Source organism: Kitasatospora sp. NPDC050463, from assembly GCF_040655255.1.
GTDB lineage: Bacteria > Actinomycetota > Actinomycetes > Streptomycetales > Streptomycetaceae > Kitasatospora.
Genome location: NZ_JBFAJO010000055.1, coordinates 48113 through 64528, shown reverse-complemented (window position 1 = coordinate 64528; position 16416 = coordinate 48113). Strand labels below are relative to the sequence as shown.

15 protein-coding genes are annotated in these 16416 nt (G+C 73.5%); all 15 read right to left on the bottom strand.

Annotation, left to right across the window (positions count from 1 at the left end; translation table 11 throughout):
- Positions 1-158: 158 nt before the first annotated feature.
- A complete protein-coding gene (gene hypE, locus AB0J08_RS29060) occupies positions 159-1256 on the bottom strand; it encodes a hydrogenase expression/formation protein HypE (RefSeq protein ID WP_360640676.1) in 1098 nt (365 codons plus the stop codon).
- Entirely contained in the window at positions 1249-2373 is a 1125-nt protein-coding gene (gene hypD / locus AB0J08_RS29055) for a hydrogenase formation protein HypD (RefSeq protein WP_360640674.1), read from the bottom strand. Before hypD ends, hypE begins: the two co-directional genes overlap by 8 nt.
- Positions 2370-2657 carry a HypC/HybG/HupF family hydrogenase formation chaperone gene (locus AB0J08_RS29050; RefSeq protein WP_360640672.1) on the bottom strand — a complete coding sequence of 96 codons (288 nt, stop codon included), beginning with the start codon at positions 2655-2657 and terminating at the stop codon, positions 2370-2372. Before AB0J08_RS29050 ends, hypD begins: the two co-directional genes overlap by 4 nt.
- A gap of 15 nt (positions 2658-2672) precedes the next feature.
- Positions 2673-4991: a carbamoyltransferase HypF gene (gene hypF, locus AB0J08_RS29045; RefSeq protein WP_360640670.1), complete on the bottom strand. Its 2319-nt coding sequence runs from the start codon at positions 4989-4991 to the stop codon at positions 2673-2675.
- Positions 4988-5797, bottom strand: a complete 810-nt coding sequence (hypB, locus tag AB0J08_RS29040; RefSeq protein WP_360640668.1) for a hydrogenase nickel incorporation protein HypB — start codon at positions 5795-5797, stop codon at positions 4988-4990. Before hypB ends, hypF begins: the two co-directional genes overlap by 4 nt.
- A gap of 5 nt (positions 5798-5802) precedes the next feature.
- Entirely contained in the window at positions 5803-6183 is a 381-nt protein-coding gene (gene hypA / locus AB0J08_RS29035; protein WP_360640666.1) for a hydrogenase maturation nickel metallochaperone HypA, read from the bottom strand.
- 213 nt (positions 6184-6396) lie between these two features.
- The gene (locus tag AB0J08_RS29030; RefSeq protein ID WP_360640664.1) at positions 6397-6903 is read right to left on the bottom strand and encodes a hydrogenase maturation protease; all 507 of its coding nucleotides are present in this window, start codon (positions 6901-6903) and stop codon (positions 6397-6399) included.
- Positions 6900-8264, bottom strand: coding sequence for a hypothetical protein (locus AB0J08_RS29025; RefSeq protein WP_360640662.1), 1365 nt, complete (start codon positions 8262-8264; stop codon positions 6900-6902). Before AB0J08_RS29025 ends, AB0J08_RS29030 begins: the two co-directional genes overlap by 4 nt.
- A complete protein-coding gene (locus AB0J08_RS29020; protein ID WP_360640660.1) occupies positions 8261-8905 on the bottom strand; it encodes a DUF6084 family protein in 645 nt (214 codons plus the stop codon). Before AB0J08_RS29020 ends, AB0J08_RS29025 begins: the two co-directional genes overlap by 4 nt.
- The gene (locus AB0J08_RS29015; RefSeq protein WP_360640658.1) at positions 8902-9552 is read right to left on the bottom strand and encodes a DUF5947 family protein; all 651 of its coding nucleotides are present in this window, start codon (positions 9550-9552) and stop codon (positions 8902-8904) included. The genes AB0J08_RS29020 and AB0J08_RS29015 overlap by 4 nt, the downstream gene beginning before the upstream one ends.
- The gene (locus tag AB0J08_RS29010; protein WP_360640656.1) at positions 9549-10016 is read right to left on the bottom strand and encodes a thioredoxin; all 468 of its coding nucleotides are present in this window, start codon (positions 10014-10016) and stop codon (positions 9549-9551) included. The genes AB0J08_RS29015 and AB0J08_RS29010 overlap by 4 nt, the downstream gene beginning before the upstream one ends.
- Positions 10013-11797 (bottom strand): nickel-dependent hydrogenase large subunit, encoded by a 1785-nt coding sequence (locus AB0J08_RS29005; RefSeq protein WP_360640654.1) that lies wholly within the window; start codon positions 11795-11797, stop codon positions 10013-10015. The genes AB0J08_RS29010 and AB0J08_RS29005 overlap by 4 nt, the downstream gene beginning before the upstream one ends.
- A gap of 81 nt (positions 11798-11878) precedes the next feature.
- A complete protein-coding gene (locus AB0J08_RS29000; protein ID WP_360640652.1) occupies positions 11879-12934 on the bottom strand; it encodes a hydrogenase expression protein HypE in 1056 nt (351 codons plus the stop codon).
- A gap of 154 nt (positions 12935-13088) precedes the next feature.
- Positions 13089-14774: a hydrogenase maturation protein gene (locus AB0J08_RS28995; protein ID WP_360640682.1), complete on the bottom strand. Its 1686-nt coding sequence runs from the start codon at positions 14772-14774 to the stop codon at positions 13089-13091.
- Positions 14775-15334: 560 nt separating this feature from the next.
- Complete coding sequence (locus tag AB0J08_RS28990; RefSeq protein WP_360640649.1) at positions 15335-16246, bottom strand: glutathione S-transferase C-terminal domain-containing protein; 912 nt, start codon at positions 16244-16246, stop codon at positions 15335-15337.
- Positions 16247-16416 lie beyond the last annotated feature (170 nt).

Here is a 16416-nt window from a genome sequence, read left to right as displayed (position 1 = left end):
AGCGCCTGGGCGGACGAGGCTCTGCGGGCCCACCGCGTCAACGCAGCCCGCTCCTCGTCGGACAGCAACAACGGCTTCAATGCGGGACCCCGACGACGCACCGGGAGATCAGAGGAAGAGCTCACACGCAACTAACGACAGATCTCCGGCGCAGGACACTAGCAGATCCGCGGCAGTTGCTCACCCATCGGCAGGTCGACCACCCGGGTGCCGCCGAGCGCCGTACGGGCGACCACCATGCCGGGGTGCTCCGGCACGCACTCGCCGATCACCGCCGCTCCCGCGCCCAAGGGGTGCGCCCGCATCGCGGCGAGCACCGCCTCCGCGTGCTCACGCGGCACGAAGGCGACCAGCTTGCCCTCGTTGGCGACGTACATCGGGTCCAGGCCGAGCACCGCGCACGCGTTGGCGACCTGCGGCGGCACCGGAACGGCACGCTCACTCATCACCACACCCACGCCGGCCGCCGCCGCGATCTCGTTGAGCGCCGCGGCCAGCCCGCCCCGGGTGGGATCGCGCAGCACGTGCAGATCCGGGGTGACCGCGAGCATGGCGTCGACCAGACCGCCGAGCGCGGCGCAGTCGCTCTCGATCTCCACGCCGAACTCCAGGCCCTCGCGCACGCTCATGATCGCGACGCCGTGCAGCCCGATCTCCCCGCTGACGATCACCACGTCACCCGGAACGGCCCGCTGCGGCCTGATGTCCACCCCGGCCGGGACGAGCCCGATGCCGGCGGTGTTGAGGTAGACACCGTCGCCGTGACCGGCCTCGACCACCTTGGTGTCACCGGTGGCGACCTCCACACCGGCCGCCCGCGCGGCGGCGCCGAGCGCCCGGGCGACCCGGTCCAGGACGGCCGTCTCCACGCCCTCCTCCAGGATGAACCCGCAGGACAGGTAGGCCGCCCGGGCCCCGCTCATGGCGAGGTCGTTGACCGTCCCGTTGACGGCGAGGTCGCCGATGCTGCCGCCGGGGAAGAAGAGCGGCCGCACGACGTAGGAGTCGGTGGAGAAGGCGAGTCTGGCCCCGCCGAGCTCCAGGACGGCGGAGTCGCCGAGCCCGGCGAGCACCCGGCCGCCGAACGCCGGGGCGAAGATGTTCTCCACCAGCTCGGCCGACATGGCCCCGCCTCCACCGTGCCCCATCACCACCCGGGGGTGGTCGCGCAGCGGCAGCGGGCAGCTCCATCCGGAGAGGTCCGGCGCGGTGGACGGCACACCGACCGGCGCGGTCAGGATCTCGGCCTCAGCCAACGGGGCTCGCCTCCCGGGGTACGGCCGGCGTGCTCAGCCGGCGGTAGAGGTAGTACGCGGCGCAGGCCCCCTCGCTGGACACCATGGTGGCGCCGAGCGGGGTGCGCGGAGTGCAGGTGGTGCCGAAGGCCTCGCACTGGTCCGGCTTGAGCAGGCCCTGCAGGACCTCCCCGCTGCGGCACTGCGCGGACTCGCGGGTGGTGATCCCGGCCACGTCGAAGCGGCGCTCGGCGTTCTGGTCCTGGTAGCGCGAGGACAGCCGCCAACCGCTCTGCGGGATCACGCCGATGCCGCGCCAGGCCCGGTCGGTCACCTCGAAGACGTCCTCCAGCATGGCGCGCGCCGCCGGATTGCCCTCCGGGCGGACGGCCCGGGCGTAGGCGTTCTCGACGGTGTGCTCGCCGCGCTCCAACTGCCGTACGGTGCGCCGGATCCCCTCCAGGATGTCCAGCGGCTCGAACCCGGTGACCACGATCGGCACCCGATGGCGCTCGGCCAGCGCCGGGTACTCGCCGGTGCCCATCACGCTGCACACGTGCCCGGCGGCCAGGAAGCCCTGCACCCGGCACTGCGGCGAGGTCATGATGGCCTCGATGGCCGGGGGCACCCGCACGTGCGAGACGAGCATGCTGAAGTTTCGGACGCCCTGCTTCCTGGCCTGGTGGACGGCCATGGCGTTCGGCGGGGCGGTGGTCTCGAAGCCGATGCCGAAGAAGACGACCTCGCGGTCCGGGTTCTCCCGGGCGATCCTCAGGGCGTCGAGCGGCGAGTACACCACCCGGACGTCACCGCCCTCGCCGCGGACCCGGAACAGGTCGCGGTCGGTGCCCGGCACCCGCAGCATGTCGCCGAACGAGCAGAAGATCACCTCGGGCCGGGCGGCGATCGCCAGCGCCCGGTCGATCACCTCCAGCGGGGTCACACAGACCGGACAGCCCGGCCCGTGGATCAACTCGACCTCATCCGGCAGGAGTTGATCGATCCCCTGCCGGATGATGGTGTGCGTCTGCCCGCCGCACACCTCCATCAGCGCCCACGGCCTGGTGACCGTCGCCCTGATGTCGGCGAGCAGGCCGGCCGCCAGTTCCGGGTTCTGGAAGTCCTCCAGGTACTTCACCGCTGCTCCTCCCTCACGGCCGCTGCCGCGGCTTCCCACGGATCGCCGAACTCCTCCTGCAGCAGGCCGATCTCGGCGAAGAGCTCCAGCGTCCGGCGGGCCGACTCCTCGTCGAGGCGCTGCAAGGCGAACCCGACGTGCACGATGGCGTACTCACCCACCTTCAGGTCCGGGAGGTACTCCAGGCACACGTCCTTGACGACTCCGCCGAAGTCGACGACCGCCATCCTGGTGCCGTCGCGTTCCGCGATCTCCACCACTCTTCCGGGCACCGCCAGACACATCCGGGCTCTCTCCTCTCAGGTGGCGGCCGGGCCGGCGGCCCGGGCGGCCACCATCAGCTGCCCGAGCGCCAGTCCTCCGTCGTTGGGCGGCACCCGGCGGTGCCGCAGCACGGTGAAGCCGTCCGCCCGCAGACCGGCCGCGCAGGCCGAGGACAGCAGCGCGTTGGCGAAGACCCCGCCGGTCAGCGCGACCGTGCCGGTCCCGTACTCCGCCCGGGCGGCTGCGCAGATCCGGCGGACCAGTCCGGCCACCGCGTCGTGGAAGCGCGCCGCGATCCGGCCGGCCGGGGCGCCGGCGGCCAGGTCGGCCACCACCGCGGCGAGTACCGGCGCCGGGTCGGCGACCAGCGTCCCGTCCACCGGCCGCAGGTCGAACGCGTACCCCTGGGCCGGGCCGTGCGCCAGCGCCGCGCCCTCCAGCTCGATCGCCGCCTGCGCCTCGTACTCGGCCAGCTGGCAGACCCCGGCGAGAGCGGACACCGCGTCGAACAGCCGCCCCATGCTGGAGGTCGGCAGGCAGTTCAGCGAGCGCTCCAACTGCCGCTCCAGCACCAGCTGTTCGTCACCCGGGCAGGCCAGGACCGGCGGCAGCTCGGCCGCCCACGGGAGCCCTGCCGCGCGCAGATGGGCGAGCGCCATCCGGTACGGGCGGGCCACCGCCGCGTCTCCGCCCGGCAGCGGCACGTACGCGAGGTGGGCGAGCCGGCGGTAGCCGTCGTAGTCGGCCAGCAGCACCTCGCCGCCCCAGACCGCGCCGTCCTCCCCGAACCCGGTGCCGTCGAACGCGACCCCCAGGACGGGTCGGCCGCCGTCGAGGCCGTGCTCGGCCATCACCGAGGCGACGTGCGCGTGGTGGTGCTGCACCGACCGCACCTCCCGCCCCCGGGCGGTGCTCCGGGCGTGCCGGACGGACCGGTAGCCGGGGTGGCGGTCCACGGCCAGCAGGTCGGGGCGGATCCCGGTGACGGCGCCCAGGTGCGCCACCGCCCGGTCGAAGGCGTCGAGGGTGGCGAGGTCGTCCATGTCCCCGATGTGGCCGGACAGCCAGGCGTAGCCGTCCTGCGCCAGCGCGAAGGTGTTCTTGAGGTCGCCGCCCACGGCCAGCACCGGCCGGACCGGCGCCGGGAGCGGCAGTGGCAGCGGCACATGGCCGCGGGAGCGCCGGATCGGCAGCTGCTCACCGTCCACCACCCGCACCACCGAGTCCTCGCACGGGACGTGGATGGGCCGGTCGTGCGTGAGCCAGGCGTCGACCAGCGGCGCGAGCCGGGCGAACGCGTCCCGGTCCTCCGTCACGACCGGCTCGCCGGACAGGTTGGCGCTGGTCATCACGAGCAGTCCGGGGCCGGGCGGGGCGATCAGCAGCTGGTGCAACGGGGTGTAGGGCAGCATCACTCCGAGATCCGGACTGCGGGGCGCCACCGCCTCCAGTGCCGCCGGCCACGGCCCGCGGCGGCGCAGCAGGACGATCGGCCGCACCGGCCCGGTGAGCAGTTCCTCCTCGACCCGGTCCGGGCGGACCAGCGGGGCGAGCTCGCCGAGGTCCCGTGCCATCAGGGCGAACGGCTTGGCACCGCGCCGCTTGCGCCGTCGCAGCCGGGTCACGCTCGCCTCGTTGAGCGCGTCGCAGGCCAGGTGGTAGCCGCCGATGCCCTTGACCGCCAGGATCGCTCCGCCGGCGAGCAGCCGCCGGGCCTCGGTGAGCGCGGCCTCGCCGTCGAGTGTCGCCAGCCCCTGCACGACCAGGGCGAGCCCGGGACCGCACGCGTGGCAGCAGACCGGCTGGGCGTGGAAGCGGCGGTCGGCCGGGTCGGTGTACTCGCGCTCGCAGTCCGGGCACATCGGGAACCCGGCCATCGTGGTGTTGGCCCGGTCGTAGGGCAGACCGGTCACGATGGTGTGGCGGGGTCCGCAGTTGGTGCAGCTGATGAACGGGTGCCGGTAGCGGCGGTCGCCGGGGTCGGCGAGTTCGGCGAGGCAGTCCGCGCAGGTCGCGGTGTCGGGCGGGATCAGGGTGCGGCGCGGGCCGCCGGCCCGGGAGGGCGTGATGGCGAACCCGGTCGCGCCGGTGAGGGCCAGTGCCTCGTGCTCCACCGAGGCGACCTGTGCCAGCGGCGGCGCGTCGGTCGCGATCCGGCGGCAGAACGCGTCCACCGACTCCGGCCGGCCCTCGACCTCGGCCAGCACGCCGTCCCCGGTGTTGGTGACGGTGCCGGCCAGGCCGAGTTCGGCGGCGAGCGTGAAGACGAACGGTCGGAACCCGACCCCCTGGACGAGTCCGCGCACCGCGACCCTGCGCCGCTCGGCCCCGGCCGTCGGCCGACCGGCCGTCACGACCGTTCCGCCACCGGGCCGTGCGGATGCGCGTGCGCGCCGTCGTGCCCGTGCCCGTGGCCTGGCCCATGCCCGTGGGTGTGGCCGTCGTCCTGGCCGTGGGTGTGCCCGTGCCCCGGTGTGCCCGCCATGACCGGCCGATGCGGTTCGGCGCCGTCCAGTACCGCGAGCGCCCGGTCCAGCAGCACCCCCGCCCCCTGCCCGGTCCGGACGGAGGTGAACAGCACCTCCACCCCCGGGTTGACCCGCGCGACGCTCGCCAGGAACGCGGCCTCGTCGAACTCCGCCGCCACCGCGAGGTCCGCCTTCGTCACCAGCACCAGGTTGGCCAGTCCGAAGGCCGTCGGGTACTTGAGCGGCTTGTCCTCCCCCTCGGTGACGGACGCGAGGACCACCCGCAGCGACTCGCCGAGGTCGTACGAGGCCGGGCAGACCAGGTTGCCGACGTTCTCGACGAAGAGCAACCGGGTGTCCTGCGGCAGCCAGCCCGCCAGGTGCTCGCGGAGCATCGCCGTCTCCAGATGGCACAGCCCGTCGGTGAGCACCTGCTTCACCGGAGCGCCCGAACGGGCCAGCCGCACCGCGTCGTTCTCGGTCGCGAGGTCGGCGGTGAGCGCCGCCACCGGCACCCCGCGCGCCCGGGCCAGCCCGAGCTCGGCCTCCAGCAACGCCGTCTTCCCGCTGCCGGGGCTGGACAGCAGGTTCACCACGACGGTTCCGCGCGCGGCGAGTTCGGCGCGCAGCTCCCGGGCGCCGTCGTCGTTGCGGGCGAGGACAGCCTGGCGGAGTTCCACCGTGCGACACATCGGTTTCAGCCTTCCTGGTCGGCCAGGGCGCCCGCGGGACGCTCGGCCCACTGGACGCCGAGGATCTGCAACTCCCGGCCCGCGAGCAGTTCGACCCGGCCCCCGGCACACTGCGGACACCCCAGGTCGGGCGGCATACCGACGGCCCACTCGACGCCGCACGGCGTGCACCTCGCCCGCGCCGGCACCGCCTCGGTCTCCAGCACCGCGCCCTCCAACCGCGTCCCGGCGCAGGCGAGTTCGAAGCAGAATTCCAGCGCGGAGGGCACCACTCCGGCGAGTTCGCCGACCTGCAGGCGCACCTTCTCCACCGCGACCGCCCCATGCTCCCGGGCCGCCGCCTCCACCTGCTCGACGACGGCAGTCGCGATCGACATCTCGTGCATCGGCCCACTCCCCTCGCCGGAGGCAACAGGCTTCATTACAGGGCGCGGTGGCGACATCGGCTCGCAGCCGCGCCGCCACCGCGCCCGGAGTACACCGTTCGCCGCAACCCGGTCCTCACATCCGCAGGATCCGCAGGTAGCGCTTCAGGTCGGGCAGGCTCTGCCAGACCAGGGTCACGGCCGCGGCCACGACGGCCGCACCCAGCAGGTTCTTCAGCATGGTGACGCCTCTCTCTGCGCCTGCGCGTCCGCTCCGACGATCCGCAGGATCACTCCGACCGCCTCCTCGACGGCGGCGGCCACCGGGGCACTCAGTCCGATGCCCTCCTCCAGCGACTCCGGCTCGCACCCGACCACCAGCACCCGTCCGGGCGGGGATCCGCCCGTCCCGGCGGCCAGCGTGCCGAGCAGCGCGAGCACGGCGTCGGGACCCATCCGGTGCCCGTCCAGTACGGGCGCCTCCACCGGGCCGGCGTCCGCCTCGATCAGGTACACCGTGCCCGGCTCGCCGCCGCGCGCGGTGGCGTCGACGAGCACGAGCGTGCGGTAGCCGTCCAGGAGCTGGTAGGCCAGGTGCACTCCGCGCACGCCCACGTCGACCAGCTCGACGTCCGGCGGCAGCGGGTGCCCGGCCAGCCGCCGGACCGTCTCCACGCCGAACCCGTCGTCGCCGAGGAAGATGTTGCCCACCCCGGCCACCAGCACCCGGCCCGTGCTCACGGTTCCTCCAGTGGGGTGACCTCGTCCGGCTGGAAGTAGCGGAACCGGCCCTGGGCCCGCCACAGGTCCGCTCCGGGGTCGTCCTCCACCGTCACCGCGAGGTGCACCGAGCCGTCGACGTCGTGCAGCACGGCCTCCACCACGGCGGTCCGGCCGTGCAGGAAGAGGTCCTGGGCATCGGTGCGCCGCCGGCCGGGCCGGAGCAGCACCCGGCTGCCGGCCCCGACCTCGCGGCCGTCGACCACCACCCGGTCCCGATCCGGGTCCACCTCGGGGTCGTTGCCCGGATCCCACCAGGGCTGGTCCGGGTCGTCGCCGGTGATCTCGCGCAGACCCCGGACGGCGCCGTGCAGCCGCTCCAGGACCTCCGGCGGCATCGAGTCGGCGAGGTCGATCACGGCGCCCGCCCGCTCGTCCGTGCCCCGGGCCTCCCGCTTCTCGCGCTCGGTCAGCGCCGCCGTGCGCAGCGCGAGGATCTCGTCGATCTCGGTGGCGTCGTAGAGCGCGCCGAGGCTCTCCGGGGCGACGAGCGGGTGGTCCTCCAGGATGATCGGCGAGGACAGCAGCACCTGGCCGCGCCCGGGTGGGCCGGCCAGCACGGGCCAGGTGTGCTCGTTGCGGCACTCGCCGACGGCGGCCTTCGCCCACTCGGGCGGGTCGGTCACCGAGAGGAAGGCGCCGCGGTCCAGGCCCAGCAGCAGGTGCGCCGAGACCAGCGCGCGCGGCAGCGCCGCATCCCGCCGGTCGCCCGGCCCGGGCGACCAGTCGGCGGTGTTCTCCACCACGACCGCCAGCCGGCGCACCTCGTACGGCCCCGGGACGTCCCGGGCGGTCAGCTTCAGGAGGCCGGCCACCTGCTCGCGCCGGCGCAGCAGCCGGCCGACCGGCACGCCGCCCTCGCGGAGTAGTTCCATCTCCTCGCAGGCCGGCAGGGCGAACTCCCGGACGACCTCGTCACCGGCCAACTCATCGACGGGGACGACGAGTTCGATCCGCTCCTCGACTCCCTCGTCCCACGGGACGAGTACCCGGTCGGCGAGCTCCAGCTCGTCGACCGGCTCGAAGCCGCCGGCCGCGGTGGCGCGGTGGACGGTCCGCCGCTGCGCCCGGAGGAACCGCAGCTCCACCGCGAGCCGGTCGCCGGGGCGCGGCTCCATCAGGCACTCGGTGCGCTGGTGGGAGTGCTCGCCGCTGTCCCGGCCGTAGCCGGGCGGGACGAGTACGCCGAACTGCCAGCGCAGCCGGTTCTTGGCCGCCGACGCGCGGTACGGGTAGAGCACGTAGCCCTCGAAGAGCACGGCGTCGGCGATCTGCCGGGCCTGGGCGAACCGGCCCTCGGTCTCGGCCGTGAAGGCGTTCACCGGGCCACCTCCTCGGTCCGGGCGGCGTCGAGCAGCTCGCGCACGGTCGCCTCCCAGGACGGCAGGGCCCGCCGTGAGCGGTAGGCGAGCAGCTCCGCCATCAGTTCGGCGGGCAGCCGCAGCCAGCCGCAGCCGGGGAAGTGCTGCTCGATCATCTCCCGCCACACCTGTACGGGCATCCGCAGCGTCGCCTCCCGGTCCCACGGCACCGGGCTCACCTGGAAGCCGCCGGGGCCGGTGAACGCGGTGCCCGAGAACAGCAGCAGCAGGGGGACGTCGCCGCCGTCCAGCGCCGCGAGGTAGCGGGCCGACGCCACGTCCATGTCGTAGGTGCACGGCACGACCAGGTCCACCTCGGTCTCGCCGGTGAAGCCGGGCACCATCAGCGGGACGAGGGCGAACTGCACCGGGTGCAGCGTGCCGCCCCAGCGGGAGCGCTCGCCGAAGAGGTCGGCCAGCCGCTCGCCCTCCGCCTCGCCGTAGGAACGCCGCGCGGGCTCGATCCGCAGCTGGCAGCGGAGCGCGAGGGCGTGCACCCGGGTACCGGCGGGGGCGGTGATGCGCAGCCGCAGGACCAGCGTCGGCCCGGCCGCGTGGGGGTCGGGCCGCACCCCGGTACAGGCGAAGGAGAGGGCCGTCACGAGACCTCCTCCGGTCGTGGCGCGCGGGCCCGCCCGGCCACCCGCGCGAAGAACGCGTCGAGTTCGGCCCGGGCCTCGGCCCCGCCGTCGAACCCCTTCCAGCACCGCCGCAGCCGGCCCACCAGCTCGTAGCAGACGTCGATCGGCACCAGGAAGCACCGGACCGGACTCGCGGCCGGGTGCCGGAGCAGCAACGCCTCGACGTCGGGCTCCAGTTCGGCGGCGAGCCGGCTGCCGCCGAGCGCGGCCTGCCACTGCGCCTCGTCGGGCTCGCTCTCGGTCGCGCCGCCCGGGCCGGGGTAGAGCAGCACCAGCCGGTCCTGCCGGGCGTTGCGGAACAGGAAGGCCGTCTCGACCGGGATCCCGAGCGCCGCCCACTGCTCCTCGCCGAAGCGGTGGTCCGGCTCGGCGAGGTAGCGGTCGGGCACGCCCCGGTAGCGGCCGCCGGCCGCGCCGGGCTGGTGGAACAGCAGCCCGCAGGCCGTGCACACGCAGGTGAGGGACTGCTCCTCGGTGTCCACCAGGTGCCGGTGTTCCTGCGGGACCTGCTGGCCGCAGAACGTGCAGCGCTCCGGCTGCGGGGGCGCGGGCTCGCGCAGCCGGCGCAGCAGTGCGGCGCCGGGGCGGGACAGCCGACGGGCGCTCATCGCGCCTGCGCCGAGGCCGGCGGACGGGTGCCGATCTGTAGCAGCTGCGGCGCGCGCTCCAGCTCCACGGCCGTCACCTCGGGGGCGTGGCAGGCCAGCGCGGCCTCGATGTCCTGCTCGCTGCAGCCGCACCCGCTCCTGGTCCGGCGCAGCCGCAGGCCGCCCGTCCCGGGATCGAAGCCGAGCTGCTCGACCGGCTCGGGCAGCGAGGCGAGCGCGCGGGCGATCCGTGTGGTGACGTCCTCGGGGTGGAGGTCGTGCAGGACCAGCAGCCCGGCCACCGCCGGGTCGTCCAGCAGCCGCCCCAGCGCCTGCGGCGGCAGGGCCCCGACGAGCCGGGCGAGCCCGTCCCCGTAGAAGGCCATCAGCTCGCGGACGAGCTGCTCGCCCGCCCCCTGCTCCGCGCTGCCGGCCAGGTGGTCCAGCGCCTCCTGGATCCGCAGCCCGGTCTCCTCCGCCGTCATGCGGTGAGCCCGCTCAGGCCCGTGGGCACGTGCATCTTCTGCACGGTCCGGCCGCCGCCCACGTACATGTGGACGCCGCAGGGCAGACAGGGGTCGAAGCTGCGCACGGCCCGCATGATGTCGATGCCCTTGAAGTTCTCCGGCGAGTTCTCCTCGAAGATCGGCGTGTTCTGCACCGCGTCCTCGTAGGGGCCGGGCGTGCCGAAGCTGTCGCGGACGCTCGCGTTCCACGGCGTCGGCGGGTACGGGTGGTAGTTGGCGATCTTGCCGTCCCGGATCACCATGTGGTGCGACAGGACGCCCCGCACGGCCTCGGTGAAGCCGCACCCGATGGACTCGTCCGGCACTTCGAACCGCTCCCAGGTCTGGCTGCGCCCGGCGCGGACCTCGGCGAGGGCCTTCTCCGCGAAGTGCAGGGCGGCCGCGGCCGCGTACGCCTGGAAGTACGTCCGGGCGCGGTTGCGCTCGATGGCGTTGCTCCACCGGGGGATCTTCCACTCGAAGGTGGTCTCCGGCTTGGTCATCGAGCGCGGCAGGTTGATCTGCACGCTGTGGCCGGTGGCCTTGATGTAGCCGATGTCGACCAGGCCCGAGAGCGCGGTGGACCAGAGGCGGGCGATCGGGCCGCCGCCGGTGTCGAGCGCGAGGTGGTCCTTGCCGTCGAACCAGCGCGGGGACATCACCCAGCTGTACTTGTCGTCGAAGTCGCGCTTCTGCGGGGCGGGGACGGTGTGCTGGTTCCAGGGGTGCCTGGGGTCGACCGGGTTGCCCAGCGGGTCGTGGGTGACGAACAGCTCCTTGCCCTCCCAGTCCTCGTAGTAGGAGCTGCCGAGCAGGATGCGGATGCCGAGGTTGATCTCGGTCAGGTCGTTGGTGACCAGCTTGCCGTCGACGACCACGCCCGGGGTGACGAACATCTTCCGACCCCAGTCGGTCATGTTCCGGTACGTGAAGTCGCAGTGGTCCGGGTCGTTGAGGCTCCCCCAGCAGCCGAGCAGGATGCGCCGCCGGCCGACCTCCTCGTAGCCGGGCAGCGCCTCGTAGAAGAAGTCGAAGAGGTCGTCGTGCAGTGGCACGACCTTCTTCATGAACTCCACGTACCGCATCAGCCGGCTCAGGTAGTCGGTGAACAGCTGGACCGTCGCCACCGTGCCGACGCCGCCCGGGTAGAGCGTGGAGGGGTGCACGTGGCGACCCTCCATCAGGCAGAACATCTCCCGGGTGTAGCGGCTGACCTGGAGCGCCTCGCGGTAGAACTCGCCCTCGATCGGGTTGAGCGAGCGCATGATGTCGGCGATCGTCCGGTACCCGTGGTCACCGGCGTGCGGGGCCGCGGTGCGCTCGGCCAGCTCCAGGACGCCGGGGTTGGTCTCGCGGACCATCTTCTCGCAGTAGTCCACCCCGACCAGGTTCTCCTGGAAGATGTTGTGGTCGAACATGTACTCGGCGGCCTCGCCGAGGTTGATGATCCACTCACCGAGGTGCGGGGGCTTCACCCCGTACGCCATGTTCTGCGCGTAGACGGAACAGGTGGCGTGGTTGTCGCCGCAGATGCCGCAGATGCGGCTGGTGATGAAGTGCGCGTCGCGCGGGTCCTTGCCCCGCATGAAGACGCTGTAGCCGCGGAAGACCGAGGAGGTGCTGTAGCACTCCGCGACCTTCTTCTGCTTGAAGTCGATCTTCGTGTGGATACCGAGGCTGCCCACGATCCGGGTGATCGGGTCCCAGGACATCTCCACCAGGCCGTTGCCGTCGCCGGCTGCCTTCGTCGTCGGTGCCATCGTGTCTGTCGTGCCCTTCTGGAAGCGGGGAGGGTCAGCGGCGGAGCGGGCCGCCGCACCGGGGTGCGGCGGCCCGCCGGGTCACCGCGGTGGGCGGTAGCCGGTCGTCAGCCTGCGCCCCGGGTGGCGCCACTTGGGTTCCTTGTCGACGGTCTTCATGGTGATCGAGCGCAGTCGCCGGATCACCGCGCCGTACGCGGAGCTCGCGCTGGTCGAGACGCGGGAGCCGGGCGGCGGGTCCATGAAGGGCATGAACTTGTCGGGGAAGCCGGGCATCGTGCAGGCGATGCAGATGCCGCCGACGTTGGGACAGCCGCCGATGCCGTTGATCCAGCCGCGCTTGGTGACGTTGCACTTCACGACCGGGCCCCAACAGCCCAGCCGCACCAGGCATTCCGGTGTGCCGTAGTCGGTGGCGAACTGGCCCTGTTCGTAGTAGCCGCCGCGGTCACAGCCCTCGTGCACGGTGGCGCCGAAGAGCCAGGTCGGGCGCAGCTTGTCGTCCAGCGGGATCATCGGCGCGGAGCCGGCCAGCTGGTAGAGCAGGTAGGTCAGCGTCTCGGAGAAGTTGTCGGGCTGGATGGGGCAGCCCGGCACGCAGACGATGGGCAGGCCGGCCTTGGACTTCCAGTCCCAGCCCAGGTAGTCGGGCACGCCCATGGCACCGGTCGGGTTGCCGGCCATGGCGTGGATGCCGCCGTAGGTGGCGCAGGTACCGATGGCGACGACCGCCGTGGCCTTGGGTGCGAGCCGGTCCAGCCACTCACTGGTGGTGATCGGCTGACCGGTCCGCGGATCGTCGCCGAAGCCGCACCAGTAGCCCTCCTCCTTGATGCTCTCGTTCGGGATGGATCCTTCGACCACCAGGACGAACGGGTCGAGTTCACCGCGGTCCGCCTTGAAGAACCACTCCACGAAGTTGTCGGCGCCCTGCACCGGCCCGCACTCGAAGTCGATCAGCGGCCAGTGGACGGCGATCTTCGGCAGGCCCGGCAGTGCGCCGGTGACGATCTCCTCGATGCTCGGCTGCATGGCCGCGGTCAGGGAGACCGAGTCACCGTCGCAGCTCAGGCCCGCGTTGATCCAGAGAATGTGCACCACATCGGTGTCGGTGGCGCTCGTTGTTGCAGCACCCATGAGGATGCCTCCTCGGAACTGGGAGCCGGACAGAACGGCTCAAACCAGTCATAGCAGCGCCTCCCGCCGCCCGCCGGTCCACAGGGCCGGGGGAGCACTCGGACGGAGCGCAAGCCGGGGCGGCCGTTCGGACCACCCGGGCGGGGCTCGCGGCCTACCGCCGCGGAGCCGGTGCGGGCGCCGGCCGCTTGCGGACGAAGGCGGCCCGGAGCGCGTGGTAGGGCGCGTCCGGGGTGAAGAACTGGCGCCGCATCACGGCCAGCTCCTCCCGGCGGTACGCGGCGAGCGGCTTCACCAGCTCGTCCGCCTCACGGGCCGCCTTCTTGGCGGCGATCCGGCCCTGGGCGGTCGGCGAGGCGGCGAGCAGCCCGGCCAGCCGGCCCGCCTCCCGCCCGAAGTCCTGCGGGGCGCACGGCAGCACCCGGTCGACCAGCCGGCCCCGCAGCGCGGCCGCCGAGCTGACCGGGAGCGCCTGGGCGGTGAGCCGGCCGGCCTCGGCGGCCCCCACCCGCCGGGGCAGGGTGTAGGTCCAGTACTCCGACCCGTGCAGACCCATCAGGCGGTAGTGCGGATTGAGCACCACGCCCTGGCGGCACCACACCTCGTCGGCGGCCAGCGCGAGCATCACCCCGCCGGCGGCGGCGTTCCCCCCGAGGGCCGCGACCACCAGCCGGTCGGTGGTGGTGAGGACCGCCTCGACCAGGTCGTCGATGGCGTTGATGTTCGCCCAGGACTCCGCCGCCGGGTCGGGCGCGGCCTCGATGACGTTCAGGTGGATCCCGTTGGAGAAGAAGTCACGGCCACCGCCCAGCACCAGGACGGAGGTCGGCCGGGCCAGTGCGAAGCGGTAGGCGTCGAGCAGGCGGCGGCAGTGCCCGGTGCTCATCGCGCCGCCGGGGAAGGAGAAGCGGAGCAGACCGACCGGGCCGTCCTCCCGGTAGCTGATGTCCGACCAGACCTGGTCCTCCGGCGCCGGCATCAGCGGCGCGGGCACTTCGGGCAGGGCCGGCAGTGCGTCGCCGAGCGCGGTGACGGCCGGCAGTTTGAAGGTGGCGGGGCCGCCCGGGTGACGGCGGCGGCGCAGTTCGGGAATCCACACCGCGCCGTCGACCGTCGCCCGGCAGACCGCTCCCGCCCGGGTCGCCAGCAGCTCGCCGGGGCGCCCGCCGAGGACGTGCTCGCGATGGCCGCCGTGCAGGTACCACTCGGCGCCGAGCAGGTCGTCGAGGACCCCGGGCTGGGAGTCCGCCGCCCGGAGCTTGCGCAGCACGGTGTCGGTGGCGTCCCCGGCCCAGTCGATCCGGCGGGTCTCCTGACGCAGGTAGGGCCTGGTGTGGTCGGGCACCCGCCAGTCGGGGCCGCTCTGCGGACGCGGGGTGAAGGCGCCCGAGGCGAACCGCTCCACGGCCCGCAGCACCGCCCCGACCGCGGCGTCGGAGACCTCGTTGCGGTACAGGTCGCTCTTGCCGACGGGCGGCAGCCGGCAGGCGGCCGTGGCCCAGACGGCGCCGGCGTCCATCACCTCGTCGGCCTGGAGCACCGTCACGCCCCAGTCGACCGCTCCTTCGTGGATCGCCCAGTCGAGGGAGGAGGGCCCGCGGTCCCCCGGCGGGCCGGGATGCACGATCAGGCACGGCAGCGCCGACCAGACGTCGCGAGGGAGCGCCGTCCGCAGCATCGGTGCGACCACCAGCTCCGGGGCCGACCCGGCGATCGCCCCGCGCAGCGCGTCGTCGTCACCGGCCGGATGGACCTCGACCACGTGACGACGGTCCCGCAACTCGGCGTGGACCCGCTGGGTGAGGCTGTTGAACGCGCTCGCGACGAGCAGGATCCGCATGGCCGCCTCCGGCTGTGTGGGCACCCGTGAACCCGCCGATCATCCGCCCCGGTCCGGTGCCGCCCACCTCGCCGCGCCGCCCGTTCACCCGGCCGGACGGGCCGTCACCGCACATGCCGAAGGGATGCGCCCGGACGGCCGCGCGCGAATCCGGGCCGAACGGCGCACGATTGCATGACTGAAGCCCGGTCGGAGCGGGCATACCGTCAGTAGCCCGCCGAAGGGCCCCGGTTGAAGCTCCCCCACGAGCACAACCGAGGTCCCTCACCGGCGGCCGGGCCTGGACGTGACTCCCCCCACGGAGCAGCGGCCAGGCCCGCATGCTGTGCAACCAGCGACACGCAGCGTACATGCCATATCCACGTACCGCTACCGCGCGGACATCCGAGGCTCGGCCGACGGGCCACAGGGCCCGGCCCCGGCTCCACGGGCGGCCGGGCGCCGGCCCGGTGGGCAGGCTCCGCGCACGGCCAGGAGCCGGCCCGGTGGGCAGGCTCCGCCCGCAGTCAGGAAGCCGGCGCCCCGGGGATGCGGATTCCGGGGCACCGGCGGTTCGGGGCTCAGGCGACCTGCGGGCGCTCCACCGGGGCGTTCCAGTCGGGGACGGTCGCGCCCGGCGCGGTGAAGGTGGCGAAGTCCGTGGTGGCGGTGAACGGCTTCTGCTGGTAGAGATCGCGGGCGTAGGCCCACAGGTGGGGGTACGCCGCGAGGCCGGGGGTGATGGTGCGGGCGTGGTTGGGCCCGACGTCGAAGCGGGCCAGCGTCACCCAGAGCCGCACGTCCGCCTCGGTCAGCCGGTCGCCGAGCAGGTAACGGCTGGTGGCCAACCGGGTGTCGAGCTCCGCGAAGGTCTCCAGCAGTGTGGCGCGGGCCGCCCGCGCGGCCTCCCCGGCGCCCGCCGCGGCGCCCGCACCGTGGTTGACGGCAGGGCCCAGCCGGGCGTCCAGCGCGTCGATCTCGGCCCGGAGGTCCTCCGGGTAGGCGTCGGCGCCGTTGCTCCACCGGCCGAACTGCGTCGCCAGATCGATGCCGATGGTCCGGAAGTCGTTGCTGACCACCTGCCCCGTCAGCCGGTCCCAGAGCGTCGGCACCGAGATGTGCCCGTCGAAACCGGGCTCCGTCCGCTCGTACGCTTCGCGCAGCAGGGTGAACCCGTTGACCGGGTCCGGCCCGTGGGTCTCCCGGAAGGCCCAGCCCCGGCCGTCACGCCCGCCGTCGACGTAGGAGACCGAGACGACGTCCTCCAGTCCGTTGAGCGCGCGCTGGATGGTGGTGCGCTGCGCCCAGGGGCAGAACCAGCCCGCGTAGATGTGGTAGCGACCGGGCTCGGCGAGGAAGCCGCTGCTGCCGTCGGCGGTGATCCGCCCGGTGAAGCGGTACAGCGGGCGGTCGTCACCCGGGGCCCTGGTGATCCGGTACTCGCCGTGGACGGCGGTGTCGGCGGGGCTGGCGTAGTTCACGTTCTGGCTCACATCGAACTCCTTGGAAGGGGTGGAACGGTGCGGTGGTTCGGTGCCGCTTCGGTGCGGTGGTCCTCGGGTGGGTCCGGGAGGGGCGGCGCTCACCCGTTCTGTTCTCCGCCTGGGACGCGCGGGGTGCTGGGGCATGCGAAGCCGTTCGTCGATCTTGATCTTCTCGGCGG